Annotated in this window: 38 protein-coding genes; 3 read left to right on the forward strand and 35 right to left on the reverse strand. The window is 41.1% G+C overall.

Annotated elements, in window-relative coordinates:
- Nucleotides 1-172 precede the first annotated feature (172 nt).
- The 3 genes from WKT20_RS02130 (at nucleotide 173) to WKT20_RS02140 (ending at nucleotide 3,469) form a co-directional block, all read left to right on the forward strand.
- Nucleotides 173-1,942, forward strand: coding sequence for a gamma-glutamyl-gamma-aminobutyrate hydrolase family protein (locus tag WKT20_RS02130; RefSeq protein ID WP_340416748.1), 1,770 nt, complete (start codon nucleotides 173-175; stop codon nucleotides 1,940-1,942).
- A gap of 81 nt (nucleotides 1,943-2,023) precedes the next feature.
- The gene (locus tag WKT20_RS02135) at nucleotides 2,024-3,022 is read left to right on the forward strand and encodes a M20 family metallopeptidase (RefSeq protein ID WP_117702056.1); all 999 of its coding nucleotides are present in this window, start codon (nucleotides 2,024-2,026) and stop codon (nucleotides 3,020-3,022) included.
- A 15-nt stretch (nucleotides 3,023-3,037) separates the two neighbouring features.
- The gene (locus WKT20_RS02140; protein ID WP_007559352.1) at nucleotides 3,038-3,469 is read left to right on the forward strand and encodes a SufE family protein; all 432 of its coding nucleotides are present in this window, start codon (nucleotides 3,038-3,040) and stop codon (nucleotides 3,467-3,469) included.
- Between the two features lie 179 nt (nucleotides 3,470-3,648).
- Here the strand turns inward: WKT20_RS02140 and rplQ are convergent, their stop codons facing one another.
- From rplQ to WKT20_RS02315, 35 genes are all read right to left on the reverse strand, one after another.
- On the reverse strand, nucleotides 3,649-4,143 hold the full coding sequence (gene rplQ / locus WKT20_RS02145; RefSeq protein WP_117702042.1) for a 50S ribosomal protein L17: 495 nt from the start codon (nucleotides 4,141-4,143) through the stop codon (nucleotides 3,649-3,651).
- A 3-nt stretch (nucleotides 4,144-4,146) separates the two neighbouring features.
- Complete coding sequence (locus WKT20_RS02150) at nucleotides 4,147-5,139, reverse strand: DNA-directed RNA polymerase subunit alpha (protein ID WP_117702043.1); 993 nt, start codon at nucleotides 5,137-5,139, stop codon at nucleotides 4,147-4,149.
- An 11-nt stretch (nucleotides 5,140-5,150) separates the two neighbouring features.
- Entirely contained in the window at nucleotides 5,151-5,756 is a 606-nt protein-coding gene (gene rpsD / locus WKT20_RS02155) for a 30S ribosomal protein S4 (RefSeq protein ID WP_072543775.1), read from the reverse strand.
- A gap of 117 nt (nucleotides 5,757-5,873) precedes the next feature.
- Nucleotides 5,874-6,263 (reverse strand): 30S ribosomal protein S11, encoded by a 390-nt coding sequence (gene rpsK / locus WKT20_RS02160; RefSeq protein WP_007559359.1) that lies wholly within the window; start codon nucleotides 6,261-6,263, stop codon nucleotides 5,874-5,876.
- Nucleotides 6,264-6,271: 8 nt separating this feature from the next.
- Nucleotides 6,272-6,652 (reverse strand): 30S ribosomal protein S13, encoded by a 381-nt coding sequence (gene rpsM, locus WKT20_RS02165; RefSeq protein WP_007559362.1) that lies wholly within the window; start codon nucleotides 6,650-6,652, stop codon nucleotides 6,272-6,274.
- Nucleotides 6,653-6,685: 33 nt separating this feature from the next.
- Nucleotides 6,686-6,802, reverse strand: coding sequence for a type B 50S ribosomal protein L36 (gene ykgO, locus WKT20_RS02170; protein WP_002558051.1), 117 nt, complete (start codon nucleotides 6,800-6,802; stop codon nucleotides 6,686-6,688).
- A gap of 15 nt (nucleotides 6,803-6,817) precedes the next feature.
- Complete coding sequence (gene infA / locus WKT20_RS02175; RefSeq protein WP_002558052.1) at nucleotides 6,818-7,036, reverse strand: translation initiation factor IF-1; 219 nt, start codon at nucleotides 7,034-7,036, stop codon at nucleotides 6,818-6,820.
- Nucleotide 7,037: 1 nt separating this feature from the next.
- Nucleotides 7,038-7,835: a type I methionyl aminopeptidase gene (gene map / locus WKT20_RS02180; RefSeq protein ID WP_118441738.1), complete on the reverse strand. Its 798-nt coding sequence runs from the start codon at nucleotides 7,833-7,835 to the stop codon at nucleotides 7,038-7,040.
- A gap of 16 nt (nucleotides 7,836-7,851) precedes the next feature.
- Entirely contained in the window at nucleotides 7,852-9,198 is a 1,347-nt protein-coding gene (secY, locus tag WKT20_RS02185; protein ID WP_340416749.1) for a preprotein translocase subunit SecY, read from the reverse strand.
- A 4-nt stretch (nucleotides 9,199-9,202) separates the two neighbouring features.
- Entirely contained in the window at nucleotides 9,203-9,649 is a 447-nt protein-coding gene (gene rplO / locus WKT20_RS02190; protein WP_007559367.1) for a 50S ribosomal protein L15, read from the reverse strand.
- A gap of 30 nt (nucleotides 9,650-9,679) precedes the next feature.
- Entirely contained in the window at nucleotides 9,680-9,856 is a 177-nt protein-coding gene (rpmD, locus tag WKT20_RS02195; RefSeq protein ID WP_007559368.1) for a 50S ribosomal protein L30, read from the reverse strand.
- An 11-nt stretch (nucleotides 9,857-9,867) separates the two neighbouring features.
- A complete protein-coding gene (rpsE, locus tag WKT20_RS02200; protein WP_007559369.1) occupies nucleotides 9,868-10,383 on the reverse strand; it encodes a 30S ribosomal protein S5 in 516 nt (171 codons plus the stop codon).
- A gap of 6 nt (nucleotides 10,384-10,389) precedes the next feature.
- On the reverse strand, nucleotides 10,390-10,731 hold the full coding sequence (rplR, locus tag WKT20_RS02205; protein WP_007559370.1) for a 50S ribosomal protein L18: 342 nt from the start codon (nucleotides 10,729-10,731) through the stop codon (nucleotides 10,390-10,392).
- A gap of 21 nt (nucleotides 10,732-10,752) precedes the next feature.
- Entirely contained in the window at nucleotides 10,753-11,322 is a 570-nt protein-coding gene (gene rplF, locus WKT20_RS02210) for a 50S ribosomal protein L6 (protein ID WP_007559371.1), read from the reverse strand.
- 17 nt (nucleotides 11,323-11,339) lie between these two features.
- Nucleotides 11,340-11,735: a 30S ribosomal protein S8 gene (gene rpsH, locus WKT20_RS02215; protein ID WP_007559373.1), complete on the reverse strand. Its 396-nt coding sequence runs from the start codon at nucleotides 11,733-11,735 to the stop codon at nucleotides 11,340-11,342.
- Nucleotides 11,736-11,793: 58 nt separating this feature from the next.
- Nucleotides 11,794-12,093: a 30S ribosomal protein S14 gene (rpsN, locus tag WKT20_RS02220; RefSeq protein ID WP_007559374.1), complete on the reverse strand. Its 300-nt coding sequence runs from the start codon at nucleotides 12,091-12,093 to the stop codon at nucleotides 11,794-11,796.
- 6 nt (nucleotides 12,094-12,099) lie between these two features.
- Nucleotides 12,100-12,657, reverse strand: coding sequence for a 50S ribosomal protein L5 (rplE, locus tag WKT20_RS02225; RefSeq protein WP_007559375.1), 558 nt, complete (start codon nucleotides 12,655-12,657; stop codon nucleotides 12,100-12,102).
- Entirely contained in the window at nucleotides 12,657-12,980 is a 324-nt protein-coding gene (gene rplX / locus WKT20_RS02230) for a 50S ribosomal protein L24 (protein ID WP_007559376.1), read from the reverse strand. The genes rplE and rplX overlap by 1 nt, the downstream gene beginning before the upstream one ends.
- 20 nt (nucleotides 12,981-13,000) lie before the next feature.
- On the reverse strand, nucleotides 13,001-13,366 hold the full coding sequence (rplN, locus tag WKT20_RS02235) for a 50S ribosomal protein L14 (protein ID WP_007559377.1): 366 nt from the start codon (nucleotides 13,364-13,366) through the stop codon (nucleotides 13,001-13,003).
- 2 nt (nucleotides 13,367-13,368) lie between these two features.
- On the reverse strand, nucleotides 13,369-13,626 hold the full coding sequence (rpsQ, locus tag WKT20_RS02240; protein WP_040312450.1) for a 30S ribosomal protein S17: 258 nt from the start codon (nucleotides 13,624-13,626) through the stop codon (nucleotides 13,369-13,371).
- A gap of 11 nt (nucleotides 13,627-13,637) precedes the next feature.
- Complete coding sequence (gene rpmC, locus WKT20_RS02245) at nucleotides 13,638-13,832, reverse strand: 50S ribosomal protein L29 (protein ID WP_007559379.1); 195 nt, start codon at nucleotides 13,830-13,832, stop codon at nucleotides 13,638-13,640.
- Between the two features lie 5 nt (nucleotides 13,833-13,837).
- A complete protein-coding gene (gene rplP, locus WKT20_RS02250; protein WP_007559380.1) occupies nucleotides 13,838-14,269 on the reverse strand; it encodes a 50S ribosomal protein L16 in 432 nt (143 codons plus the stop codon).
- 20 nt (nucleotides 14,270-14,289) lie between these two features.
- Complete coding sequence (rpsC, locus tag WKT20_RS02255; protein ID WP_007559382.1) at nucleotides 14,290-15,021, reverse strand: 30S ribosomal protein S3; 732 nt, start codon at nucleotides 15,019-15,021, stop codon at nucleotides 14,290-14,292.
- Between the two features lie 6 nt (nucleotides 15,022-15,027).
- Nucleotides 15,028-15,435 carry a 50S ribosomal protein L22 gene (gene rplV, locus WKT20_RS02260; protein ID WP_007559383.1) on the reverse strand — a complete coding sequence of 136 codons (408 nt, stop codon included), beginning with the start codon at nucleotides 15,433-15,435 and terminating at the stop codon, nucleotides 15,028-15,030.
- A gap of 38 nt (nucleotides 15,436-15,473) precedes the next feature.
- Complete coding sequence (rpsS, locus tag WKT20_RS02265) at nucleotides 15,474-15,743, reverse strand: 30S ribosomal protein S19 (RefSeq protein WP_007559385.1); 270 nt, start codon at nucleotides 15,741-15,743, stop codon at nucleotides 15,474-15,476.
- 25 nt (nucleotides 15,744-15,768) lie between these two features.
- Nucleotides 15,769-16,590, reverse strand: a complete 822-nt coding sequence (gene rplB, locus WKT20_RS02270; protein WP_007559387.1) for a 50S ribosomal protein L2 — start codon at nucleotides 16,588-16,590, stop codon at nucleotides 15,769-15,771.
- A gap of 7 nt (nucleotides 16,591-16,597) precedes the next feature.
- Nucleotides 16,598-16,888, reverse strand: a complete 291-nt coding sequence (gene rplW / locus WKT20_RS02275; RefSeq protein WP_340416750.1) for a 50S ribosomal protein L23 — start codon at nucleotides 16,886-16,888, stop codon at nucleotides 16,598-16,600.
- A gap of 20 nt (nucleotides 16,889-16,908) precedes the next feature.
- The gene (rplD, locus tag WKT20_RS02280) at nucleotides 16,909-17,538 is read right to left on the reverse strand and encodes a 50S ribosomal protein L4 (RefSeq protein WP_340416751.1); all 630 of its coding nucleotides are present in this window, start codon (nucleotides 17,536-17,538) and stop codon (nucleotides 16,909-16,911) included.
- Nucleotides 17,538-18,155, reverse strand: coding sequence for a 50S ribosomal protein L3 (rplC, locus tag WKT20_RS02285; RefSeq protein WP_007559391.1), 618 nt, complete (start codon nucleotides 18,153-18,155; stop codon nucleotides 17,538-17,540). The genes rplD and rplC overlap by 1 nt, the downstream gene beginning before the upstream one ends.
- A 20-nt stretch (nucleotides 18,156-18,175) precedes the next feature.
- Nucleotides 18,176-18,481 carry a 30S ribosomal protein S10 gene (gene rpsJ / locus WKT20_RS02290; RefSeq protein ID WP_002558075.1) on the reverse strand — a complete coding sequence of 102 codons (306 nt, stop codon included), beginning with the start codon at nucleotides 18,479-18,481 and terminating at the stop codon, nucleotides 18,176-18,178.
- Nucleotides 18,482-18,575: 94 nt separating this feature from the next.
- Entirely contained in the window at nucleotides 18,576-20,693 is a 2,118-nt protein-coding gene (gene fusA / locus WKT20_RS02295) for an elongation factor G (RefSeq protein WP_117702046.1), read from the reverse strand.
- A gap of 29 nt (nucleotides 20,694-20,722) precedes the next feature.
- Nucleotides 20,723-21,199, reverse strand: a complete 477-nt coding sequence (gene rpsG, locus WKT20_RS02300; protein WP_117702047.1) for a 30S ribosomal protein S7 — start codon at nucleotides 21,197-21,199, stop codon at nucleotides 20,723-20,725.
- 149 nt (nucleotides 21,200-21,348) lie between these two features.
- Nucleotides 21,349-21,756 (reverse strand): 30S ribosomal protein S12, encoded by a 408-nt coding sequence (gene rpsL / locus WKT20_RS02305; RefSeq protein ID WP_007559394.1) that lies wholly within the window; start codon nucleotides 21,754-21,756, stop codon nucleotides 21,349-21,351.
- 186 nt (nucleotides 21,757-21,942) lie between these two features.
- Complete coding sequence (locus WKT20_RS02310; protein WP_007559395.1) at nucleotides 21,943-22,266, reverse strand: DUF3467 domain-containing protein; 324 nt, start codon at nucleotides 22,264-22,266, stop codon at nucleotides 21,943-21,945.
- 202 nt (nucleotides 22,267-22,468) lie between these two features.
- A complete protein-coding gene (locus WKT20_RS02315; RefSeq protein WP_270653347.1) occupies nucleotides 22,469-24,358 on the reverse strand; it encodes a DEAD/DEAH box helicase in 1,890 nt (629 codons plus the stop codon).
- Between the last annotated feature and the right edge of the window lie 41 nt (nucleotides 24,359-24,399).

Raw genomic sequence — 24,399 nt, forward strand, 5'->3', positions numbered from 1 at the left:
CCTTATACACACGAACGGGGAATACGAGCTCCTTTTTAGAGGATATTGTATTCCCTTTTTTATGAGACTCTATCTCAATTGTCAATTATTTACTTTATTCCTTCTTTTCTTGTGCACATAATTCGCAAGTTCTCTCTATATTTGCCTTACTTGGTAAATAAAGAAGGAACACATGAAAACAAATTTTTCTTTCGATATGCAGGCCCTCGACGAGGGCATTCACAGCCGCTTCCCCAATCATAAGGAAGCACCGCTTATCGGACTTACCGGGAACTTCAGCGACGGTAATCTGACATTGGCTCCAGGGTATTATCAGTCTATCATTCAGGCTGGAGGGGTACCGGTGGTCATTCCTCCCTACGAGGATACGAACTTGCTGATTAATACGCTTGAGCAGCTTGACGGGCTGTTGCTCACCGGAGGAGGCGACTTGAATCCGTTATTCCTGCACGAAGATCCTATCCGGGAACTTCACAGCATCAATCCATACCGCGACCGCCAGGAACTGCTTCTGACGCGTCTGGCTGCCAACCGACAGATTCCGATGTTAGGTATCTGCCGAGGGATGCAGGTCATCAATGCGGCATTGGGAGGCACACTCTATCAGGACATCTATGCACAGAAGGATACCCCATCGATTAAACACAGCCAGGATTTGGAACGGAGTTTCCCATCACACAAGGTAGAGTTAGCAGAAGGCAGTCTGTTGGCTCGTATCTTAAACGTCAAGGAGGTAGCTGTGAATTCTTTCCATCATCAGGCCGTGAAAGATGCTGCTCCGGGTTTCCGTGTATCGGCCACGGCATCCGATGGAGTAATAGAGGCGATTGAAAGCACAGAGTACAAATCTATTATAGGGGTGCAATGGCATCCAGAATGTTTCATCCTGAATCAAGACAAGTGCATGATGCCGTTGTTCGGATGGCTCGTCCGTGAAGCTGGCTCATTCCAGAAGGCCAAGAAGCTGCATGAGCGTCTGTTGATTCTCGACACGCACTGCGATACTCCGATGTTCTTCGACCAGCATATCCGCTTCCACGCACGGGACCCGAAGATTAAAGTGGACCTACATAAAATGACGGAGGGACGGCAGGATGCGACCATCATGGTGGCGTACCTGGAACAGAAGGAACGTACGGATGAAGCACTGCTGGCTACAACGGCCAAGGCAGACCGTCTGCTGAATGAGATTGAGGAGATGGTAGCTATGAACTGTACGGCTGTAGACATCGCTTATTCCCCCAACGACTTATACCGTCTGAAACGGGAAGGAAAGAAGGCCATTATGTTGGGCATTGAAAACGGATATGCCATCGGAAAGGATTTAAGCCGGGTAGCACATTTCCGGAAACGGGGAGTAGTGTATATGACGCTCTGCCACAATGGAAACAATGACATCTGTGGTTCTGCACGCTACAATGAAGAAAACTTGGGAGTTACTCCGTTTGGGGAGCAGGTTATTCAGGAGATGAACCGCCTGGGAATGATGGTAGATTTGTCGCACAGTGGGGAACGGACATTCTACGAGACACTGGACATCAGCAGCCAACCGGTGGTTTGTTCGCATTCTTCCAGCCGTGCGCTCTGCGACCATCCCCGTAACCTGACCGACGACCAGCTTCGTGCCATAGCCCGCAAGGGAGGCGTGGTACAGGTATGCTTGTATAGCGGCTTCCTCCGTAAAGAGCGTCCGGCTCACATCTTGGATGCCATCGAACACCTGAATCACATGGTGAACGTGATGGGTATCGAACATGTGGGAATCGGCAGTGACTTTGACGGTGACGGAGGTATTATCGGATGCAACGATTCTTCGGAAATGATCAATCTGACTCGTCAGTTACTTCATGAACGGTACAACGAGGAAGACATCCGGCGCATCTGGGGAGGTAACTTCTTGCGTGTCATGCAGCAAGTACAGGAGAATGGCTCCTACAAATAAAGTTTAAAACCCGATTGCCGTTGCAAGGCGTGTACAAAAATAAGTTTACCTTTGCACCACAATCAAAACAAGTGAATTATGATTTCAATAAAGAATCTGCTGGCAGTAACTGCTTTAATGACAGGAGGGGCTTTTATCTCTTGCGGAAACAGTCAGAAGAACAGCCAGCAAATAGAAGAATCTGAAGCGGCTATAGTGCAGGCACCGGCATTCAATGCAGATAGTGCATACGCTTACATTGCCGCACAGGTGCAATTCGGACCTCGTGTTCCTAATACGGAAGCTCACCGGAGATGCGGCGATTACCTGGCCGCACAACTAGAGAAATTCGGTGCGAAGGTGTACAACCAGCATGCGGATTTGGTGGCCTACAATGGTACCATCCTGAAATCGCGTAACATCATCGGGGCTTACCAGCCGGAAAACAAAAAGCGAGTAATGCTGTGTGCGCATTGGGATAGCCGTCCATACGCTGACCAAGATGAAAAATCTAATCACCAGAAACCAATAGATGGAGCCAACGATGGTGCCAGTGGTGTAGGTGTATTGCTCGAAATTGCCCGTCAGATTCAACAGCAGGCACCACAAGTCGGCATCGACTTGATATTCTTCGATTCAGAAGATTACGGCACACCGGATTTCTACGAAGGTACTTACAAACCAGATACCTGGTGTCTGGGCTCGCAGTACTGGGGCCGCATTCCTCACGTACCTGATTACAAGGCTCGGTTTGGTATCTTGCTTGATATGGTAGGCGGAAAGAATGCCACATTCTACTACGAAGCGTTCTCCAAGCAGACGGCGAACAATGCCATGAAAAAAATCTGGAAAATGGCCGACCATCTGGGTTACAGCAATTACTTCATCAAGGAAGACGGAGGGCAGGTTACCGACGACCATGTGTATGTCAACCAGTACCGCCAGATTCCGTGCGTAGATATTATTCACTACGATACGCAAAGCAACACTGGCTTTAACCCGACCTGGCACACACTGGACGACAGCTTAGAGAATATTGACAAATCCACTCTTCAAGCCGTAGGGCAAACGGTGATGGGAGTAATTTATAACGAAAAATAATTAAACACTACCGCAATGAAAACTATCAATGAACTCCAGGACGAGGTAATCGAAGAATTCAGCGACTTCGACGATTGGATGGACAAATATCAGCTGCTGATTGATTTAGGCAATGACCAGCAGCCGCTTGACCCGAAATATAAAACCGAACAGAACCTGATTGACGGCTGTCAGAGCCGCGTTTGGTTACAAGCTGATCTGGTAGACGGCAAGGTGGTATTTCAGGCAGAAAGCGATGCATTAATCGTAAAAGGTATCATATCTTTACTTATCCAAGTGGTATCTGGACACACACCAGACGAAATTCTGGAATCTGACCTTTACTTCATTGAGAAGATTGGACTGAAAGAACACCTCTCACCAACCCGCAGTAATGGTCTGCTTGCCATGGTAAAACAAATGCGCATGTATGCCTTAGCATTCAAAGCCAAAATGCAAGAAGCATAATCTCACAAAAGATTATCAAGGTAATCACATAAAAGGCTCGTGAAGCAGGTTTAAATCTGATTTCACGAGCCTTTTTTATTGACAATGTCTTCCAAGACCTTGATGTTTTTCAGCCCCAATAGAGCATAAAAAAGGCTATGCAAACGCATAGCCTTTTAAGTATATAGCATGTTACAGAATTATTCAGCTTTAGGGGCTTCCTCTGTAGTAGCTTCAGTTGCAGCAGCTTCAGCAGCCGGTACTTCTGCAGTTGCAGCTGATTTCTTAGAACGACGAGTACGAGTAGCTTTCTTGGCAGCTGTCTTAGCCATGTTCTCGTTGTAGTCAACCAATTCGATGAAACACATTTCAGCGTTATCACCCAAACGGTGACCAGTCTTGATAATACGAGTGTAACCACCCGGACGATCAGCAACTTTTACAGAGATTTCTTTGAACAGTTCAGTTACAACATATTTGTCCTGAAGATTGCTAAATACAACACGACGTGAGTTAGTAGTGTCATCTTTAGATCTAGTAATCAGCGGCTCAACGAACTTCTTCAAAGCTTTAGCCTTCGCAACAGTCGTAGTGATTCTTTTGTGCTTGATCAAAGAACATGCCATGTTTGACAGCATTGCATTTCTGTGAGAAGCAGTACGACCTAAATGGTTGAATTTTTTATTATGTCTCATTGTTTATTCTTTGTCTAATTTATACTTAGAAATATCTGTTCCAAACGAAAGATTCAGACTCTCGAGCAAATCATCAAGCTCAGTGAGCGATTTCTTACCGAAGTTACGGAACTTCAGCAGGTCGGTCTTATTGAACTGAACCAAGTCACCCAATGTTTCTACATCGGCAGCCTTCAAACAGTTCAAGGCACGAACTGACAAGTCCATATCAACCAATTTGGTCTTCAGCAACTGACGCATGTGCAATACTTCTTCATCAAATTCTTCATTTCCTTCTGCATCTGATGTTTCAAGAGTAATCTTTTCATCAGAGAACAGCATGAAGTGATGGATCAAAATTTTTGCAGCTTCTTTCAGTGCTTCCTTCGGGTGAATGGAACCGTCCGTCGTAATTTCCAGTACCAACTTTTCATAGTCAGTCTTCTGTTCTACACGATAGTTTTCTACCGCATATTTCACATTACGAATCGGAGTGTAAATAGAATCGATAGGAATTACATTCACATCGGTGCAGAATTCACGGTTTTCGTCAGCCGGAACATATCCACGACCTTTGTTGATTGTAATGTCTATCTGCATAGTTGCTTTTGAATCTAAATGGCAAATAACCAATTCAGGATTTAACACTTCAAATCCGGTCAAATACTTACCAATATCACCTGCCTTAAATTCAGTAGAATTCTCAACGGTAATGCTTACCTTCTCATTTTCGAATTCCTCAACTACTCGCTTGAATCGAACTTGCTTCAGATTCAAGATAATGTTAGTGACATCTTCTTTCACACTCGGAATTGTAGCAAATTCATGTTCCACACCCTCAATACGGATTGTGTTGATTGCATAACCTTCCAACGAAGAAAGAAGAATACGGCGTAAAGCATTACCTACGGTAATACCGAAACCGGGTTCAAGCGGACGGAATTCGAATTTCCCGAATTTGGAATCCGCTTCCAACATTAATACTTTATCAGGTTTTTGAAATGCTAATATCGCCATGAAATTAATTATTATTTAGAGTACAATTCAACGATCAAGTGTTCTTTAATGTTTTCAGGAATGTCAGCTCTTTCTGGAACATGCAACAATTTACCAGTCTTAGAGTTTTCATCCCATTCCAACCAAGGATATTTGCTGTGGTTAAATCCAGCCAAAGAGTTAGCAATAACTTCCAAAGACTTAGATTTTTCACGAACACCTACCAACTGACCCGGTTTTACAGAGAAAGAAGGAATGTTAACAACCTTACCATCTACTGTAATGTGCTTGTGACCTACAAGCTGACGAGCAGCAGCACGAGTCGGTGCAATACCCAAACGGAACACTACGTTGTCCAAGCGACATTCAAGGCTCTGCAGCAAGATTTCACCTGTAATACCGTTCATACCCGCTGCTTTCTCAAACATGTTACGGAATTGTTTCTCCAACACACCGTAAGTATATTTAGCTTTCTGCTTTTCAGCCAACATGACACCGTATTCAGAAGTTTTTCTGCGACGGTTGTTACCATGTTGTCCAGGAGGATAGTTTTTCTTAGACAAAACTTTATCTGCTCCAAAGATTGCTTCTCCGAATTTACGTGCAATTCTAGTTTTTGGTCCAGTATATCTAGCCATTTTCTTTCTTAATTTAATTGTTATTCATGAACTCAATTTGTTGCAGCCGCGATTACAGAAAGGAATTGCAATCCATTATTTAACAAAATCAAGTTACATCTAAATAGGTTATCTTTATTATACTCTTCTTCTTTTAGGAGGACGACAACCGTTGTGAGGTAATGGAGTTACGTCAATAATTTCAGTAACTTCAATTCCAGCTCCATGTACAGTTCTGATTGCAGACTCACGTCCGTTTCCAGGACCCTTTACATAAGCCTTTACCTTTCTCAGGCCAAGATCGTATGCCACTTTTGCACAATCCTGGGCAGCCATCTGAGCTGCATAAGGAGTGTTCTTCTTAGAACCTCTAAATCCCATCTTACCTGCAGAAGACCATGCAATAATCTGGCCTTCGCTGTTTGCCAAAGAAACGATAATGTTATTGAATGAAGAATGAACATGCAACTGTCCATTAGCATCAACCTTGACATTTCTTTTTTTAGCTGCGACTGTTTTTTTTGCCATATTAACAATTATTTAGTAGCTTTTTTCTTATTTGCAACTGTTTTCTTTCTTCCCTTACGTGTACGAGCATTGTTTTTTGTGCTCTGACCTCTAACGGGCAGCCCCAAGCGGTGACGAACACCACGGTAGCAACCAATATCCATTAATCGCTTAATGTTCAACTGGATTTCAGAACGAAGATCACCTTCAACCTTGTATTCAGCACCAATGATTTCACGGATCTTAGCAGCCTGATCATCAGTCCAATCCTTTACTTTCAGGTCACGATCTACGCCTGCCTTATCCAAAATTTTTGCTGAACTACTGCGTCCGATACCATATACGTATGTTAACGCAATCTCACCTCTTTTATTCTGAGGCAAATCTACACCAACTATTCTTATAGCCATATACTAAATTATTTTTTTTGCAAAAATAATAAATTATCCTTGACGTTGTTTATACTTAGGATTTTTCTTGTTAATAACATACAAACGGCCATTACGTCTAACGATTTTGCATTCCGGCGTACGTTTCTTTAATGATGCTCTTACTTTCATATCTTATATTTTCTTTTATTTGTATCTAAAAACGATTCTTCCTTTAGATAAGTCATAAGGAGACATCTCGACCCTTACCTTATCTCCGGGTAATATTTTAATGTAATGCATTCTCATTTTACCAGAAATATGAGCTGTAATCTCATGTCCGTTTTCTAGTTCTACGCGAAACATTGCATTAGACAATGCTTCAACGATAACTCCATCTTGTTCTATTGCGGATTGCTTTGCCATATTAAATTGCTTTATCTCCTAAAACTTGTTCTATAAATTCAAATGACGATAATATATCAGCCTTTCCTACTCCCACAGCTACCGTATGTTCAAAATGTGCAGCACATTTACGGTCTCTTGTACGGATGGTCCATCTGTCCTCCTCCATCACAATTTGTCGATTGCCCATCGTTATCATCGGCTCAATCGCAATACACATTCCTTTTTTTAACAAAGTTCCTGTGCCACGCCGACCATAATTAGGAACTGGAGGATCTTCATGCATTTCCTTTCCAATACCATGACCTACAAACTCACGAACTACGCCATAAGAATGTGCTTCACAGTATTCTTGAATCGAGTAACCCATATCACCAAGCCGCTTTCCATGAACTGCATTTTCAATTCCCTTATAAAGAGATTCTTTAGTTACCTTCAACAATTTCACGATTTCAGGATCAACTTCACCTACACAGAACGTATAAGCTGAATCACCACAAAAACCATTCATGAAAGTACCACAATCCACAGAAACAATATCACCGTCTTTCAAAGGAATATCATTAGGAATCCCATGAACGACCTGGTCATTAACCGATGTACATAGTGTACCAGGAAAGGGAGAACCGTATGGATTAGGGAAACCTTTAAAAGTAGGTATAGCCCCATGATCGCGAATAAATTCTTCTGCAACCTTATCCAATTGCTTGGTAGTAACTCCCGGCTGTATCATTTTAGCTACTTCAGCCAGAGTTCTCCCGACAAGGAGATTACTCTGACGAAGTAACTCTATTTCATCATCTGTCTTTAAAAATATCATTCGAGACGAGTAGTTTTTAATAAGCAGCTACATTACCGGAACGTCCTTTAATTCTTCCCGAACTCAACAGTCCGTCATAATGACGCATCAACAAATGGCTTTCAACCTGCTGAAGAGTATCCAATACTACTCCTACAAGAATCAGCAAAGATGTACCACCGAAGAACTGAGCAAATTCAGCTTGAACCCCGAAAAGACCGGCAAAAGCAGGCAGAATAGCAATAATAGCCAAGAATATAGAACCCGGCAGTGTAATACGAGACATAACTACATCCAAATATTCTGCAGTGTTCTTACCCGGCTTTATTCCCGGAATAAAACCGTTATTTCTCTTCATATCTTCTGCCATCTGGTTAGTATTGATTGTAATTGCAGTATAGAAATAAGTGAAAAGTATAATCAATGCCGCAAAAACAAAATTGTACCAGAAACTTGTATGGTCAATCAAAGCACGAGTGATGCCGCTTGCATCCTCCATATTGGAGAAACCTACAATAGTGATAGGAATGAACATAATTGCCTGAGCAAAGATGATAGGCATTACGTTCGCCGCATTCACCTTCAAAGGAATGTACTGTCTTGCACCACCATATTGCTTATTACCTACAATACGTTTTGCATACTGTACAGGTACCTTACGCACACCCTGAACCAACAAAATAGCAGCAGCTATCACAGCCAGCAAACAAACAAGTTCAATCAAGAACATGATGATACCTCCTGCACCCGGAGAAGCAAGTCTGGAAACAAACTCACCAGAGAAAGACTGAGGTAGACGAGCAATGATACCCACCATAATGATTAATGAAATACCATTACCAATACCTTTATCAGTGATTCTTTCACCAAGCCACAGAACGAACATACTACCTGCTGCCAGAATGATAGTCGAAGTTATAATAAAGAAAGTCCAATCTAATGAAGCATTAAGGGCAGGCCCTGCTTGCATTTTCAAGTTGATCAGATAAGATGGAGCTTGGAAAATCAAAATAATGATTGTCAGGATACGAGTATACTGATTAATCTTTCGACGCCCGCTTTCACCCTCACGCTGTAATTTCTGGAAATAAGGTACTGCAATAGCCAACAGCTGAATCACGATGGATGCAGAAATGTACGGCATAATTCCAAGTGCAAAAATAGAAGCATTTGAAAAAGCACCACCAGAAAACATATTCAACAAGGCAAGAAGACCTTCACTCGTCTGTTCATGCAATTTAGACAGCATATCCGGATTGATACCTGGCAATACGACATAGGAACCAAATCGATAAATTGCAACAAACAATATAGTAATGAGGATCCGTTTTCTCAGATCCTCAATATTCCATATATTCTTTAATGTTTCAATAGATTTTATCATTGAATCAGAGTTTTACTGCATTACCACCAACGGCTTCGATTGCAGCTACTGCGCTCTTAGAGAAAGCATTTGCTTCTACATCAAGCTTAGTAGTTAAACTACCGTTACCAAGAACTTTCACTAATTGGTTAGAAGAGATGAAACCAGCTTCAATCAAGTCATTAATTCCTACCTTAGACAGATTCTTAGCTTCAGCCAATTTCTGAATAGTGTCAAGATTAATAGCTTTGTATTCAACACGGTTAATATTCTTAAAACCAAATTTCGGAACACGACGTTGAAGCGGCATCTGACCACCTTCAAAACCAATCTTCTTTGAATAGCCAGATCTTGATTTTGCTCCTTTATGTCCTCTTGTTGAAGTACCGCCTAAACCTGAACCAGCACCACGACCAACTCTTTTTCTAGTTTTGACAGAACCTTCTGCAGGACGTAAATTATTTAAATTCATATTGTAAGATCCTTTATTGTTAACAATATATTACTTAACGATTGCTACCAGGTGTTTAACCTTTTCAATCATACCCAGAATTGAAGGAGTCTCTTCGTGTTCAACCACACGATTCAATTTACGGAGACCAAGTGCATCCAAAGTTCTTTTCTGATCAGCCGGAGCACCAATTCTACTCTTTACTTGTTTAATCTTAATAGTTGACATACGATTCCTCCTTATCCTCTAAATACTTTATCCAAACTTACACCTCTGTTCTGAGCAACCATGCGAGCATCTCTCATTTCGCTCAAAGCCAAGATAGTAGCCTTAACCAGGTTGTGAGGGTTAGACGATCCTTTAGACTTAGCCAACACATCTGTCACACCAACACTTTCCAATACAGCACGCATAGCACCACCTGCTACCACTCCTGTACCTGTTGAAGCAGGCTTAATAAATACTTCAGCTCCACCAAATTTAGCAGACTGTTCGTGAGGAACAGTACCTTTTAATACAGGAACACGAGTCAGGTTCTTCTTTGCAGCTTCAACACCTTTAGCAATTGCAGCTGTTACTTCACCTGCTTTACCAAGGCCCCAGCCAATAATACCATCTTCGTTACCTACTACTACAATTGCAGAAAAACTAAAAGTTCTACCACCTTTTGTAACCTTAGTAACGCGGTTGATTGCAACCAATCTATCTTTTAATTCTATATCGTTAGTGATCTTAACTCTATTATTAACTGCCATAATTCATTAAAATTTAAGTCCACCGTTACGAGCAGCATCAGCTACCTCTTTTACTCTCCCATGATACAAGTAACCATTACGGTCGAATACGACAGTCGTAATACCAGCTTCCTGAGCTTTCTTTGCAATCAGCTCACCAACTTTAGCAGCCTGTTCTTTCTTAGGCATAGCTTCCATGCCCAAAGATGAAGCAGCAACCAGTGTCTTACCACTTAAATCGTCGATAACCTGAACATAAATCTGCTTGTTACTTCTAAACACACTCATACGCGGACGTTCAGCAGTACCTGAAATCTTATTGCGTACTCTATATTTAATCTTAATACGTCTTTCTATTTTTGTTGTCATAATTGTACGATTTTATGTGAATTATTTAGCGCCAGCTGACTTACCAGACTTTCTACGAATTTCTTCACCAACAAACTTAATACCTTTTCCTTTATAAGGTTCAGGCTTACGGAAAGAACGTATTTTTGAACAAACCTGACCAAGCAGCTGTTTGTCACAAGATTCCAATATGATAAGAGGGTTCTTATTTCTTTCAGATTTAGTTTCTACCTTGATTTCGGGAGGCAACTGCATAAAGATATTATGAGTATAACCCAAAGCGAAATCAATGATATTACCGTTATTAGAAGCACGGTAACCTACACCGACTAATTCCAATTCTTTCTTGTAACCTTCAGAAACACCTACAACCATGTTGTTAATCAATGCACGATACAAACCATGGAATGCATGACGCTGTTTCAGGTTATCAAGCATAGCTTCTTCGTTTTCCTTCAACACCACGTGTCCGTCTGCAACCTCTACAATGATAGCAGGATTTACAAACTGACTCAACTCACCTTTAGGTCCTTTTACGTTCACAACATTTTCCTTCAGAGTAACTGTTACTCCAGCAGGGATACTAATGGGTAATTTACCAATTCTTGACATTGCTTATCCTCCTAACATTAATATACATAGCAAAGAACTTCACCACCAATCTTCAGTTCAGCAGCTTCTTTGTCTGTCATAACACCTTTGGAAGTAGATATAATAGCAATACCTAATCCATTAATAACTCTCGGCATGTCTTTGTATCCAGTATACTTACGCATACCTGGAGTAGATACTCTTTCAAGTTTCTTGATAGCGTTAACCTTGTTAACTGCATCATACTTCAGAGCCACTTTGATAGTACCCTGAGGACCGTCTTCAACAAACTTGTAGTTCAGGATGTAACCTTTATCAAAAAGGATTTTTGTAATTTCCTTTTTCAAATTTGAAGCAGGTACTTCCACCACTCTGTGCTTAGCACTAATTGCATTTCTCAATCTAGTGAGATAATCTGCGATTGGATCTGTCATAAAAATTAATTGTTAAATTAATCAGGACTACCCTGACAATATTTAATAAAAAAATAAATTACCAGCTTGCTTTCTTAACGCCAGGAATCAAACCGTTTGAAGCCATTTCACGGAACTGAATACGTGAAATACCGAACTGACGGATATAACCTTTAGGACGGCCAGTCAGTTTACAACGATTGTGTAAACGAATAGGATTAGCGTTCTTAGGGATAGCCTGCAACTTCTGAGCTGCTTCAAAAGCTTCTACAGGATCACCAGAATTTACAATCTTCTTCAACGCAGCACGCTTCTCAGCATATTTAGCAACAAGTTTAGCTCTTCTTACTTCACGAGCCTTCATTGATTCTTTTGCCATATCTTATCAATCTTTTTTAGCGTTTTTAAACGGTAATCCGAATTCTTTCAACAAAGCATAACCTTCTTCGTCAGTCTGAGCAGAAGTTACAAAAGTAATGTTCATACCCAAAATCTTGGTGATGCTATCAATGTTGATTTCAGGGAAGATAATCTGTTCCTGAATACCCAATGTATAGTTTCCTCTTCCGTCAAATTTGCTTTCAATACCTTTGAAGTCACGGATACGTGGTAATGCAACACGAACCAGTTTTTCAAGGAATTCATACATTCTTTCACGGCGCAAAGTTACCATCACACCGATAGGCATTTTCTTACGCAACTTAAAGTTAGCGATATCCTTACGAGAAACAGTAGCCACAGCTTTCTGTCCTGTAATAGCAGTCAATTCATTGATTGCCACATCAATAATCTTCTTGTCAGCTACCGCCATACCCAAGCCTTGATTGATTACAATCTTCTTAAGTACAGGGATTTGCATTGATGAAGAATACTGGAATTGATTCTTCAAAGCAGGAGCAATGCGCTCTGCATATTCTTTCTTAAGGCTAGCAGTATTACTCATTATTTAATCTCCTCTCCTGATTTTTTAGCATAACGAACAAATGTTCTTCCATCAGAACTTTCTCTTCTACCCACACGAGTCGGTTTTCCTGTTTTCGGGTCTACAGGATTCAGGTTAGAGATGTGAATAGGAGCTTCCTGCTTCACAATACCCCCCTGAGGATTCTTTGCGTTAGGTTTGGTACTCTTAGATACCATATTGATACCTTCTACCAGTGCACGTCCTTCTTTAACAAGAACCTTCAATACGCGGCCAGTTTTACCCTTATCTTCACCAGAGTTTACGTAAACTGTATCGCCTTTTTTAATATGTAATTTACTCATTACTTAAATCTTTTACAAAATTAAAGTACTTCAGGTGCAAGTGAAACCACTTTCATGTTCGCGTTACGCAATTCTCTCGCAACCGGGCCAAAAATACGACTTCCTCTAATTTCACCTGCGTTATTCAGCAATACGCAAGCATTGTCATCAAAACGAATGTAAGAGCCGTCAGCACGACGGATTTCTTTCTTAGTACGTACAATCAAGGCCTTAGATACTGCACCTTTTTTAATATCACTTGAGGGGATAACACTCTTTATTGAAACTACAATAACATCCCCAACAGAGGCGTAACGTCTCTTTGTACCGCCTAATACGCGGATACAAAGAGCTTCTTTCGCACCACTGTTGTCACATACTGTAAGTCTGGATTCTGCTTGTATCATAATTACTTAGCTCTTTCAATAATTTCAATCAATCTCCATCTCTTAGTTTTACTCAAAGGACGAGTTTCCATGATGCGAACAGTATCGCCAATCTGGCATTCATTCTTTTCGTCATGAGCATGGTATTTTTTCGTTTTAGAAACGAACTTACCATAAATAGGGTGTTTTTCCTTAAACTTAGCAGCAACAGTAATGGTCTTATCCATTTTATTGCTAACTACAACACCAGTTCTTTCTTTTCTTAAATTTCTAGCTTCCATGAGGACCATTATTATTTGTTAAGTTCTCTCTGACGCAATTCTGCTTTCATACGCGCAATAGTTCTGCGTAACTTCTTAATCTGTGCAGGATTTTCCAGCGGAGAGATCGAATGATTTAAAACCATTTGATTGTAATTGGCAACTTCAGTCTGAATTCTTTCTGCCAATTCGTTGGTAGCTATTTCTCTAATTTCTGCAATCTTCATATCAATTAAGCATTTTGACTTGCGTCGTAATCACGTCTAACAATAAACTTAGTTGTAACAGGAAGTTTCTGTGCAGCAAGACGCAGAGCTTCTTTTGCTACATCGAAAGATACACCTTCTACTTCGATCAAAATACGACCTGGAGTTACAGGTGCTACGAAACCTTCTGGAGAACCTTTACCTTTACCCATACGTACATCGGCTGGCTTACGAGTAATAGGTTTGTCCGGGAAGATACGAATCCAAATCTGACCCTGACGCTGCATATATCTTGTTACAGCAATACGAGCTGCCTCTATCTGACGACCTGTAATCCATTTAGTCTGAAGAGACTTGATGCCAAAAGAACCAAAAGCCAACTGATGTCCTCTTTGGGCGTTACCTTTAGCGCTACCTTTCTGCTGTCTTCTGAATTTTGTTTTTTTCGGTTGTAACATAATTCCTAAAATTCAAATCGTTAGCGATTGTTATTTTTCTTTCTGCGGAAGTTCTTTCCACCATTGTTACCGTTTCCTCCACGGTTGTTTTCTTTGCTCTGAGTGAAGTTTGGAGCCAACTCACGTTTTCCATACACTTCTCCACGGCAAATCCAAACCTTGATACCCAGCAAACCAACTTTTGTCAAAGCTTCAGCATGACAATAATCGATATCTGCACGGAAAGTATGCAATGGAGTACGTCCTTCCTTGTACATTTCTGAACGAGCCATTTCAGCACCATTCAAACGACCAGAGATCAGCACTTTGATACCTTCAGCACCCATACGCATTGTGTTGGCGATAGCCATCTTGATAGCGCGACGGTAAGCAATTTTACCTTCTACCTGACGAGCGATGTTGTTAGCCACAATCACAGCATCAAGTTCCGGTCTCTTAACTTCAAAGATATTAATCTGGATATCCTTATCGGTGATCTTCTTCAACTCTTCTTTCAGTTTGTCAACTTCCTGACCACCTTTACCAATGATAATACCCGGACGAGCAGTACATACAGTAATTGTCACCAATTTCAGAGTACGTTCAATAACGATTCTTGAAACGCTGGCTTTTGCAAGTCTGGCATTCAGATATTTACGAATTTTGCTGTCTTCCAGCAAAGCGTCACCATAATTCTTGCCACCGTACCAATTAGAATCCCATCCTCTGATAATTCCTAAACGGTTGCTTATCGGATTAACTTTCTGTCCCATCTACTCTTAATTTTTATCATTAGTATTCTTAGAATCAACGAACAAAGTCACATGGTTTGAACGTTTACGAATTCTGTAACCTCTACCCTGTGGAGCCGGTCTCATTCTTTTCAAGGTTGCTCCCCCGTCAACATAAATCTTAGTTACAAACAATTCGCCGTCTTCAGCTTTACGTTCGTTTTTCTGTTCCCAGTTAGCAATAGCAGAGCGTAACAATTTTTCCACTCTTGCAGAAGCTTCTTTAGAAGAAAACTTCAAGACACCAAGTGCTCTATTTACCTCCATACCACGAATCATGTCAGCCACGAGACGCATTTTACGCGGAGAAGTAGGCACATTTTGCAATTTTGCAAAATACATGGTTTTAAGGGCTTCTTTTCTCTTTTCAGCCGATATTTTTTTTCTTGCTCCCATTATTTATTACTTTATTATTTCAAATGTGCGTCCTGTTATTATTTTTTCTTGTTACCTGCATGACCACGGAAAGTACGAGTTGGTGCAAATTCACCCAACTTATGACCAACCATGTTTTCAGTAACGTAAACAGGAATAAATTTGTTTCCGTTGTGAACTGCAATTGTATGCCCTACAAAATCAGGCGAAATCATTGAAGCTCTAGCCCATGTCTTAACAACTGATTTCTTGCCGCTTTCATTCATAGCCAGCACCTTGTTTTCCAGTTTTACATTAATATATGGACCTTTTTTTAATGAACGACTCATAAATTACTCAATTAATCAGTTGTTATTACTTTCTTCTTTCAATAATATACTTAGAAGACTGTTTCTTAGGTGCTCTTGTCTTCAAGCCCTTAGCATACAAGCCTGTACGTGATCTCGGGTGACCTCCTGACTGACGTCCTTCACCACCACCCATCGGGTGATCAACAGGGTTCATAACAACACCACGGTTGTGAGGACGACGGCCCAACCAGCGAGAACGACCAGCCTTACCTGATGATTCCAATGCATGGTCTGAGTTACCTACACTACCGATAGTAGCTTTACAAGCACTCAAGATTTGTCTTACTTCACCTGAAGGCAATTTGATTACACAATATTTACCTTCACGAGATGTCAACTGAGCAAAGTTACCAGCCGATCTTACCAAAGCAGCACCCTGACCCGGACGCAATTCAATGTTGTGAATTACAGTACCCACGGGGATGTTTTCAAGAGGAAGTGCGTTACCAATCTCAGGCGCCGCATTCGCTCCAGACATCAAAGTGCTACCTACCTGCAATCCATTAGGAGCAATGATATATCTTTTTTCACCATCAGCATAAAACAACAAAGCGATACGAGCCGAACGGTTCGGATCATATTCAATTGTTTTAACGACTGCTGGAACACCGTCTTTATTTCTCTTGAAATCAATAATACGGAATTTTCTCTTGTGACCGCCGCCGATATAGCGCATTGTCATCTTACCTACGTGGTTACGACCACCAGTAGAACGCTTTCCATATACAAGAGATTTTTCTGGTACCGATGCAGTAATTTCTTCAAAAGTACCAATAATTTTGTGTCTCTGCCCCGGTGTTGTGGGCTTAAATTTACGTACTGCCATCTTTTATTTAAATATTGCTATAAAAATCAATAGTATCACCTTCTTTCAATGTAACGACAGCTTTCTTGTAAGCATTTGTACGTCCATTGATAAGACCAGACTTAGTATAACGGCTCTTATTCTTTCCTGCGTAGCGAATTGTATTTACGTCTACTACAGTCACATTATACATAGCTTCGATTTCACGCTTAATTTCTAATTTGTTAGCTTCAGGACGAACAATAAATCCAAAGCGGTTGAACTTTTCAGATATTGCCGTCATCTTTTCTGTAACCAACGGTTTAATAATCATTCCCATATTACTTCAGCCTCCTTTAATTATTTCACTAAGGTTTCCTCGATAGCTTTCAAAGCACTTTCTGTCATAACAAGAGTTTCTGCGTTCAATACAGAGTATGTATTCAGCGCAGAAGCAATTGCAAGATTTGTACGCTCTAAGTTACGAGCAGACAAATATACGTTTTTATTTGCTTCCGGCAAAACCATAAGTAGCTTTTTACCAGCCACTTTGAGATTATTCACAACATTTACAAAATCTTTAGTCTTAGGAGCTTCAAAAGTGAAGTCTTCTACTACTACGATGTTGTTAGTCTGTGCCTTGTATGCCAATGCAGATTTACGAGCCAAAACTTTCACTTTCTTGTTCAATTTGAACCAATAATCGCGAGGTTTAGGACCAAAAACGCGAGCACCACCCACCAATACTGGAGAGTTGATATCACCACGACGTGCACCGCCGCCACCTTTCTGACGACCTAATTTACGAGTAGAACCACTGATTTCGCTTCTTTCCTTAGACTTGTGAGTACCCTGGCGCTGATTAGCCATATACTGCTTCACATCCAGATAGATAGCGTGATCATTTGGAGTGATTCCGAAGATAGCTTCGTTCAAAGCAACCTTTTTGCCGGTATCTTCACCCTTAATATTTAATACGTTAACTTCCATTATTTCTCAATTATTACGATTGAACCTTTGCAACCCGGAACAGAACCTTTAATCAACAGCAAGTTGTGTTCAGGAATCACTTTTAATACCTGTAAGTTGTGAGTAGTTACTCTGTCACCACCCATTTGTCCGCCCATACGCATTCCTTTGAATACTTTAGCAGGGTAAGAACAAGCACCGATAGAACCCGGTTTGCGGGCACGGTTGTGCTGACCGTGAGTAGTCTGGCCTACACCACCAAATCCATGACGTTTTACAACACCCTGGAAACCTTTTCCTTTAGAAGTGCCAATTACATCTACATAAGCAGTGTCATTGAACAATTCTACAGTGATAGTGTCACCTAAATTCAATTCTTCTGAGAAATCTTTGAACTCGGCCAAGTGTCTCTTTGGAGTTACTCCAGCTTTCTTAAAGTGACCCATCAACGGTTTAGTAGTGTGCTTTTCCTTCTTGTCCTGGAAACCTACCTGAACAGCTGCATAGCCATCTTTTTCTACACTCTTAATCTGAGTAACTACACAAGGACCAGCTTCGATAACAGTGCATGGTACATTCTTACCATCAGCACTGAAAACGGATGTCATTCCGATTTTCTTTCCTAATAATCCTGGCATTTCAGTTAATTTTTAATTGATTAAACTTTAATTTCTACTTCTACCCCACTCGGTAATTCCAATTTCATCAAAGCGTCTACTGTCTTAGCAGTTGAGCTGTAGATGTCAATCAGCCTCTTGTAAGAAGACAATTCAAACTGTTCACGTGACTTCTTGTTAACGAAAGTCGAACGGTTTACAGTAAAAATACGTTTGTGTGTAGGCAATGGAATAGGACCGCTTACAATAGCACCTGTAGCCTTCACAGTTCTTACAATCTTTTCTGCTGACTTGTCTACCAAGTTGTGATCGTAAGATTTCAGTTTAATTCTGATTTTCTGACTCATTTGTTTATTAAATTATTAATTGTTTATATTGGGAAGGAAGCTTGAGGACTAAGAGTCATTCGCTAGCCCTCATCAACTTCCATCCTATTTCTTTTTATACCAAGTCTACGCGACCTTTAACTTCTTCCAGTACAGTCTTAGCGATTGAGCTAGAAACCTGAGCGTGGTGATCGTAAGTCATTGAAGAAGTTGCACGACCTGAAGTGATAGTACGCAAAGCAGTTACATAACCGAACATTTCAGCCAATGGAACCATTGCTTTTACGATACGAGCACCAGAACGGCTTGTTTCCATACCTTCTACCTGACCACGACGTCTGTTCAAGTCACCGATTACATCACCCATGTTTTCTTCCGGAGTTACAACTTCCAGCTTCATGATCGGCTCCATCAGAACCGGACCTGCCTTCACACAAGCATTCTTGTATGCCTGAATAGCACAGATTTCGAAAGACAACTGGTCAGAGTCAACCGGGTGGAATGAACCATCCTTCAAAACGACCTTCAAAGAATCAAGCGGATAACCAGCCAATACACCGTTCTTCATTGCAGTCAAGAAACCTTTCTGAACTGAAGGAATGAATTCCTTAGGAACGTTACCACCCTTCACTTCATCGATAAACTGCAGACCACCCTGTTTGAAGTCTTCATCAACCGGACCTACAGAAACGATGATGTCAGCAAACTTACCACGACCACCAGACTGTTTCTTGTAAACTTCACGCAATTCAACTGTCTTAGTAATTGCTTCCTTGTAGCTAACCTGAGGACGACCCTGATTACATTCAACCTTGAACTCACGTTTCAGACGGTCGATAATGATATCCAAGTGAAGCTCACCCATACCAGAGATAACTGTCTGTCCTGTCTGTTCGTCAGTCTTCACAGTAAATGTCGGGTCTTCTTCAGCCAACTTAGCCAAACCGTTAGACAACTTGTCAAGGTCTTTCTGAGTCTTAGGCTCTACTGCGATACCGATAACCGGTTCCGGGAAGTCCATTGATTCAAGAACGATCGGAGCAGTTTCATCGCAAAGAGTATCACCAGTGCGAATATCCTTGAAACCTACACCAGCACCAATATCACCAGCGCTGATTACTTCCATAGGATTCTGCTTGTTTGAGTGCATCTGGAACAAACGAGATACACGTTCCTTCTTTCCTGAACGAGAGTTGTAAATATATGAACCAGCTTCTACTTTACCTGAGTACACACGGAAGAAAGTCAAACGACCTACATACGGGTCAGTAGCGATCTTAAATGCCAAAGCTGAAGTCTTTTCGTCTTCATCCGGTTTACGGTCTTCTTCAGCACCTGTGCTCGGGTTAGTACCAACGATGTTCGGAGTATCCAGTGGAGAAGGCAAGAATGCACATACATAGTCAAGCAGTGTCTGTACACCTTTGTTCTTAAATGAAGATCCACACAACATCGGAACGATTTCCATCTTCAAAGTACCCGCACGCAAAGCACGCATTACTTCTTCCTCTGTAATTGTAGAAGGATCATCGAAATATTTCTCCATCAAAGCTTCGTCGAACTCAGCTACTTTTTCGAGCATCTTATCTCTCCATTCCTGAGCTTCGTCTACCAAGTTTGCAGGGATTTCTTCTACATCATAGTCAGCACCCATTGTTTCATCGTGCCACAAGATAGCTTTCATCTTAATCAGGTCAACTACACCTTTGAAAGATTCTTCTGCACCGACAGGAATTACAACCGGACATGGATTAGCGCCCAATACATCCTTCATCTGACGAACGACTTCGAAGAAGTCAGCTCCAGAACGGTCCATCTTGTTAACATAACCGATACGAGGAACATTGTATTTATCAGCCTGACGCCATACTGTTTCTGACTGAGGTTCAACACCACCTACAGCACAATAAGTAGCCACAGCACCATCCAATACACGGAGTGAACGTTCTACTTCTGCAGTAAAGTCCACGTGTCCCGGAGTGTCAATCAAGTTGATTTTATACTTGTTACCAGCATACTTCCAATAAGTAGTTGTAGCAGCTGAAGTAATAGTAATACCACGTTCCTGCTCCTGTTCCATCCAGTCCATGGTAGCAGCACCATCGTGCACCTCACCAATCTTATGAGTCAAACCTGTGTAAAACAAGATACGTTCAGAAGTAGTTGTCTTACCAGCATCGATGTGCGCCATGATTCCGATGTTACGGGTCAAATGCAAATCATGTTTAGCCATTTTAATTCGTCTTAAAGTTATTAACTAGATTAAAATCTGAAGTGAGCGAAAGCACGGTTAGCTTCAGCCATACGGTGCATATCTTCCTTACGTTTGAAAGCACCACCCTGTTCGTTGTATGCATCAAGGATTTCTGCAGCCAATTTATCAGCCATTGACTTTCCACCACGTTTACGGGCAAAAGCAATCAGATTCTTCATAGAGATTGACTCCTTACGATCCGGACGAATTTCGGTAGGAACCTGGAAAGTAGCACCACCGATACGGCGAGATTTTACTTCCAACTGAGGAGTTACGTTATCAAGAGCTTTTTTCCAAACTTCCAATGCTGAAGTTTCTTCACCCGGAAGCTTAGTTTCAACTGTTTTCAGTGCGTTGTAGAAGATTTCGTAAGTAGTGTTCTTCTTCCCATCATACATCAGATGGTTTACGAACTTAGAAACCTTCTGATCATTAAATACTGGATCCGGAAGGATCACACGTTTTTTTGGTTTTGCTTTTCTCATTTTGTTTGATAATAATGTTTAGTTTGGGGCTGCACCTCTGTCTACTTCAACGCTTCCTCCGAAGCATTTACTCAACCTTAAAGCTTTTCCAACAAACCAAAACGAATTTATAAAAGTTTTTTCTTAATAAGGATTGTACTCAGCAAGGATTATTTCTTACCTTTTCCTGCCGGAGCTGCCTGTCCTGGTTTCGGACGCTTAGCACCATACTTAGAACGTCTCTGTGTACGACCTGCTACACCTGCTGTATCCAGTGTACCACGAACGATGTGATAACGTACACCCGGAAGGTCTTTCACACGACCACCACGAACCAAAACGATTGAGTGTTCCTGCAAGTTATGTCCTTCTCCCGGAATGTAAGAGTTCACTTCCTTAGAGTTTGTCAGACGCACACGAGCAACTTTACGCATTGCTGAGTTCGGTTTTTTCGGAGTTGTAGTGTAAACACGTACGCAAACGCCACGTCTCTGAGGACATGAATCCAATGCCGGTGATTTACTCTTATCAACCAAAACCGTTCTTCCTTTTCTTACTAACTGTTGAATAGTAGGCATTTTGTTTGATTTTTAATTGTTATATATTTGTTTCTTATTGTTTCTACAATCCTTGTCGAAATACTACATTTCGGGCTGCAAAATTACAAATAACTTTTTAATAGACAAACTGTTTTTAAAAAGAAAAAGGCTCATTTCCCGAAAAAAACGGGAAATGAGCCTTTTGAATCCGCTATTTATATTTTTTTAAGCTTCTCCTTTGAAATCGCTCAACGGTGGAACGAAAGTTTTTCCACCTTGTGCTTGCTGTTCCGGCATCCGAATCTGACCAAAATTCTGTTCATACTTAGTGACATTGTCCTGCAATGCAAACATCAGACGCTTTGCATGTTCCGGAGTCATTACAATACGAGATTGAACGCCTGCTTTCGGCAAACCCGGCATCACACGTACAAAGTCAAGGATAAATTCAGAACTTGAATGAGTAATAATTGCAAGATTCGCATAAGTTCCCTGTGCCACTTCTTCTTTTAATTCTATCTGAAGCTGATTTTTGTTTTCGTTTTCCATAATGATTAAACTGTTTAATGAATTTATACGGCAAATGTAGGAAAAAAGTTGGAGTAAACTAATAAATCACATTCTTTTTCTAGCTTACACGCTCATAATCCACTTCAAAAAACTTTTTGTCTGCCCATCTCTTCATGAGAAAACTATTATAAAAATAGTTTTTCAAATAAGTAAAAGCGGAAGGAGCCCCTTCCGCTTTTACTTATTTTTTACGTTTGCTGCGTTTAGCCCAACCTTCTTCTGAGAAATCGGGTTCCTCTCCACGAAGCGGTTGATTATCCTGCTGGAAAAACTGTTTCCAGTCATCCTTTTTTTTCGGACCGCGAGGACTGGTATACCCTCTTTCTTCCCGGCTTGGTTTCTTCGCCTTCTCTACTTTTGAAGGCTTATCAGCTTTCTTTTCAGTCGCTACTTTCTTTTTCTTTCCACTCTTATCGCTTTTCCCTGTATTCTCACCCGCAATCTCTACACAAACTTTACGTCCCCCGCTCAATACAACTTTATTCAAAGCCTTTATCACCTGAGAAGCCTGTTCTTGAATCACTTCAAAAAACGAGAAATTCTGCATCAAATCAATACGACCAATCTGGATTCGTTCTTTTTTCAGGTTGCGATTTACCAAATCTATAATCTGATTCGTATAAAATCCATCTGTTTTTCCCAAATTCAAGAATAAACGCGTATATCCTTTCTCAGCTTTACGGCCAACTTTTTCTTTATCTCCTTTACGAGATTCTTTCGTTTCCGCTTTTTTATCATTAGCCTTAGGTTGCTCTATCTCAGGTGCATTCTTATAATAATCCAAGAAACGGTTAAACTCCAAAGAAACAACACGTTTAATCAAATCCTCTTTACTCAGCCAATCAAGTTTACGATAAACTTCTGGAAGGAAAGTCTCGATTTCCTCCTCACTTACCTTTACCTTTTCAATATCATCAATAACCTTTATCAACTGCTGTTCGCAAATTTCTTTTCCGGTAGGCAACTCGCTAACTTCAAATTTTTTCTTGATAATACGCTCAATCTCGCGCATTTTACCCTTTTCGCGCAAATTAATAATGGCAATCGAAATTCCTGTTTTTCCGGCACGTCCTGTACGACCACTCCGATGCGTATAGCTTTCAATATCATCCGGCAAACCGTAATTAATCACATGAGTCAAGCTGTCCACATCCAACCCACGGGCTGCCACATCCGTTGCAACAAGAAGCTGCAAATGGCGTTGACGGAACTTCTGCATTACCAAATCACGTTGAGCCTGACTCAATTCTCCGTGTAAAGAATCTGCACTATATCCATCTTGTATAAGTTTATCAGCAATCTCTTGAGTTTCTTTTCGTGTACGGCAAAAAACAATGCCATAAATTTGAGGATAAAAATCAACCACACGCTTCAGAGCCAAATATTTATCCTTCGCATGTACGATATATGCTACATGATTTACATTCTTGCTCCCTTCATTCTTCGTTCCGATAGTAATTTCCTTCGCATCGTGCAAGTAGGTTTTAGCAATACGAGCAATTTCCGGACTCATCGTTGCGGAAAACATCAATGTATTTCTATCTTTCGGGACATTCTCAAGAATTGTATTTATACTATCCGTAAAACCCATGTTCAGCATCTCGTCAGCCTCGTCCATCACGACGTTGCGGACAGTTTCCAAACGGGCTACTTTACGTTCCATCAAGTCAATCAAACGGCCGGGAGTTGCTACAATAATGTGCACACCTCTTTTCATACTACGGATTTGACTATCGATGGAAGACCCGCCATAGACCGGCAAAATCTTCAAATCTGTAATATACTTAGAGTAGTCAGTCAAATCACCTGCAATTTGCAGACAAAGTTCACGTGTCGGGCAAAGCACCAATGCCTGCGGCACACAATTTTTCACATCAATCTTCTGAATCAGCGGCAGACCAAATGCGGCTGTTTTTCCGGTTCCGGTTTGTGCCAGAGCCACTACATCATTGCCGTTTCCCAACAAATACGGGATCACTTCTTCCTGCACGGGCATGGGATTTTCATATCCCATTTCCTCAATTGCCTTGCGTATTTCTTGCGAAACGCCAAGTTCTTCAAATGTTTTCATTCAATTCAAATATCTAATTTGCTGCAAAGATACAGACAATT

Source organism: Phocaeicola sp. ICN-14070, assembly GCF_037892625.1.
In the GTDB taxonomy this organism is placed as follows: Bacteria; Bacteroidota; Bacteroidia; order Bacteroidales; family Bacteroidaceae; genus Phocaeicola; species Phocaeicola plebeius.

Bases quoted from the DNA above. Each gene is read 5' to 3' on its own strand.
- WKT20_RS02130 (WP_340416748.1), top strand. From the start codon at position 173: ATGAAAACAAATTTTTCTTTCGATATGCAGGCCCTCGACGAGGGCATT.
- WKT20_RS02140 (WP_007559352.1), top strand. From the start codon at position 3,038: ATGAAAACTATCAATGAACTCCAGGACGAGGTAATCGAAGAATTCAGC.
- rplQ (WP_117702042.1), bottom strand. From the start codon at position 4,143: ATGAGACATAATAAAAAATTCAACCATTTAGGTCGTACTGCTTCTCAC.
- WKT20_RS02150 (WP_117702043.1), bottom strand. From the start codon at position 5,139: ATGGCGATATTAGCATTTCAAAAACCTGATAAAGTATTAATGTTGGAA.
- rpsD (WP_072543775.1), bottom strand. From the start codon at position 5,756: ATGGCTAGATATACTGGACCAAAAACTAGAATTGCACGTAAATTCGGA.
- rpsK (WP_007559359.1), bottom strand. From the start codon at position 6,263: ATGGCAAAAAAAACAGTCGCAGCTAAAAAAAGAAATGTCAAGGTTGAT.
- rpsM (WP_007559362.1), bottom strand. From the start codon at position 6,652: ATGGCTATAAGAATAGTTGGTGTAGATTTGCCTCAGAATAAAAGAGGT.
- ykgO (WP_002558051.1), bottom strand. From the start codon at position 6,802: ATGAAAGTAAGAGCATCATTAAAGAAACGTACGCCGGAATGCAAAATC.
- infA (WP_002558052.1), bottom strand. From the start codon at position 7,036: ATGGCAAAGCAATCCGCAATAGAACAAGATGGAGTTATCGTTGAAGCA.
- map (WP_118441738.1), bottom strand. From the start codon at position 7,835: ATGATATTTTTAAAGACAGATGATGAAATAGAGTTACTTCGTCAGAGT.
- secY (WP_340416749.1), bottom strand. From the start codon at position 9,198: ATGATAAAATCTATTGAAACATTAAAGAATATATGGAATATTGAGGAT.
- rplO (WP_007559367.1), bottom strand. From the start codon at position 9,649: ATGAATTTAAATAATTTACGTCCTGCAGAAGGTTCTGTCAAAACTAGA.
- rpmD (WP_007559368.1), bottom strand. From the start codon at position 9,856: ATGTCAACTATTAAGATTAAACAAGTAAAGAGTAGAATTGGTGCTCCG.
- rpsE (WP_007559369.1), bottom strand. From the start codon at position 10,383: ATGGCAGTTAATAATAGAGTTAAGATCACTAACGATATAGAATTAAAA.
- rplR (WP_007559370.1), bottom strand. From the start codon at position 10,731: ATGACAACAAAAATAGAAAGACGTATTAAGATTAAATATAGAGTACGC.
- rplF (WP_007559371.1), bottom strand. From the start codon at position 11,322: ATGTCAAGAATTGGTAAATTACCCATTAGTATCCCTGCTGGAGTAACA.
- rpsH (WP_007559373.1), bottom strand. From the start codon at position 11,735: ATGACAGATCCAATCGCAGATTATCTCACTAGATTGAGAAATGCAATT.
- rpsN (WP_007559374.1), bottom strand. From the start codon at position 12,093: ATGGCAAAAGAATCAATGAAGGCTCGTGAAGTAAGAAGAGCTAAACTT.
- rplE (WP_007559375.1), bottom strand. From the start codon at position 12,657: ATGAGTAATACTGCTAGCCTTAAGAAAGAATATGCAGAGCGCATTGCT.
- rplX (WP_007559376.1), bottom strand. From the start codon at position 12,980: ATGAGTAAATTACATATTAAAAAAGGCGATACAGTTTACGTAAACTCT.
- rplN (WP_007559377.1), bottom strand. From the start codon at position 13,366: ATGATACAAGCAGAATCCAGACTTACAGTATGTGACAACAGTGGTGCG.
- rpsQ (WP_040312450.1), bottom strand. From the start codon at position 13,626: ATGGAAGCTAGAAATTTAAGAAAAGAAAGAACTGGTGTTGTAGTTAGC.
- rpmC (WP_007559379.1), bottom strand. From the start codon at position 13,832: ATGAAGATTGCAGAAATTAGAGAAATAGCTACCAACGAATTGGCAGAA.
- rplP (WP_007559380.1), bottom strand. From the start codon at position 14,269: ATGTTACAACCGAAAAAAACAAAATTCAGAAGACAGCAGAAAGGTAGC.
- rpsC (WP_007559382.1), bottom strand. From the start codon at position 15,021: ATGGGACAGAAAGTTAATCCGATAAGCAACCGTTTAGGAATTATCAGA.
- rplV (WP_007559383.1), bottom strand. From the start codon at position 15,435: ATGGGAGCAAGAAAAAAAATATCGGCTGAAAAGAGAAAAGAAGCCCTT.
- rpsS (WP_007559385.1), bottom strand. From the start codon at position 15,743: ATGAGTCGTTCATTAAAAAAAGGTCCATATATTAATGTAAAACTGGAA.
- rplB (WP_007559387.1), bottom strand. From the start codon at position 16,590: ATGGCAGTACGTAAATTTAAGCCCACAACACCGGGGCAGAGACACAAA.
- rplW (WP_340416750.1), bottom strand. From the start codon at position 16,888: ATGGGAATGATTATTAAACCGTTGGTTACAGAAAAGATGACGGCAATA.
- rplD (WP_340416751.1), bottom strand. From the start codon at position 17,538: ATGGAAGTTAACGTATTAAATATTAAGGGTGAAGATACCGGCAAAAAG.
- rplC (WP_007559391.1), bottom strand. From the start codon at position 18,155: ATGCCAGGATTATTAGGAAAGAAAATCGGAATGACATCCGTTTTCAGT.
- rpsJ (WP_002558075.1), bottom strand. From the start codon at position 18,481: ATGAGTCAGAAAATCAGAATTAAACTGAAATCTTACGATCACAACTTG.
- fusA (WP_117702046.1), bottom strand. From the start codon at position 20,693: ATGGCTAAACATGATTTGCATTTGACCCGTAACATCGGAATCATGGCG.
- rpsG (WP_117702047.1), bottom strand. From the start codon at position 21,199: ATGAGAAAAGCAAAACCAAAAAAACGTGTGATCCTTCCGGATCCAGTA.
- rpsL (WP_007559394.1), bottom strand. From the start codon at position 21,756: ATGCCTACTATTCAACAGTTAGTAAGAAAAGGAAGAACGGTTTTGGTT.
- WKT20_RS02310 (WP_007559395.1), bottom strand. From the start codon at position 22,266: ATGGAAAACGAAAACAAAAATCAGCTTCAGATAGAATTAAAAGAAGAA.
- WKT20_RS02315 (WP_270653347.1), bottom strand. From the start codon at position 24,358: ATGAAAACATTTGAAGAACTTGGCGTTTCGCAAGAAATACGCAAGGCA.